1 protein-coding gene is annotated in these 364 nt (G+C 40.9%); it reads left to right on the top strand.

The genetic code is table 11. The features are described from left to right. A partial coding sequence (locus tag ABGT15_RS14660) for a gliding motility-associated C-terminal domain-containing protein (protein ID WP_367232210.1) occupies positions 1-278 on the top strand: 278 nt, incomplete at its 5' end. Positions 279-364 lie beyond the last annotated feature (86 nt).

Below are 364 nucleotides of genomic sequence, written 5' to 3'. Positions count from 1 at the left end.
CCATCACTCCTGAAGCTTGTTTAATCCCTAAAGGTATTTCACCAAACAACGACGGATTGAATGATAACTGGAATCTTGACGGAATGAATGCTCGTAAAGTAAGCATCTTCAACCGCTACGGAGCTACAGTTTACGAGCACGGATCGGGTTATACGAACCAGTGGTACGGTCAGTCTAAAGGTGGCGATGAGTTACCGGACGGTACGTATTACTATGTGATCGAAGCGGGCGACGGATCTACTAAATCGGGTTGGGTATACATCAACAGAGAGCAATAAATAAGAAAAAGTCACTGCTTCTTTTAAAAGGGAGCAGTGTACTTTTTACAAATAAAACAATACAAGTAATGAAGAAACTATATTTA

The organism is Flavobacterium enshiense (assembly GCF_040750275.1).
GTDB lineage: Bacteria > Bacteroidota > Bacteroidia > Flavobacteriales > Flavobacteriaceae > Flavobacterium > Flavobacterium enshiense_B.
Note: the sequence above shows the minus strand (reverse complement) of the source record. Positions and strands in the feature narration are given on the sequence as shown.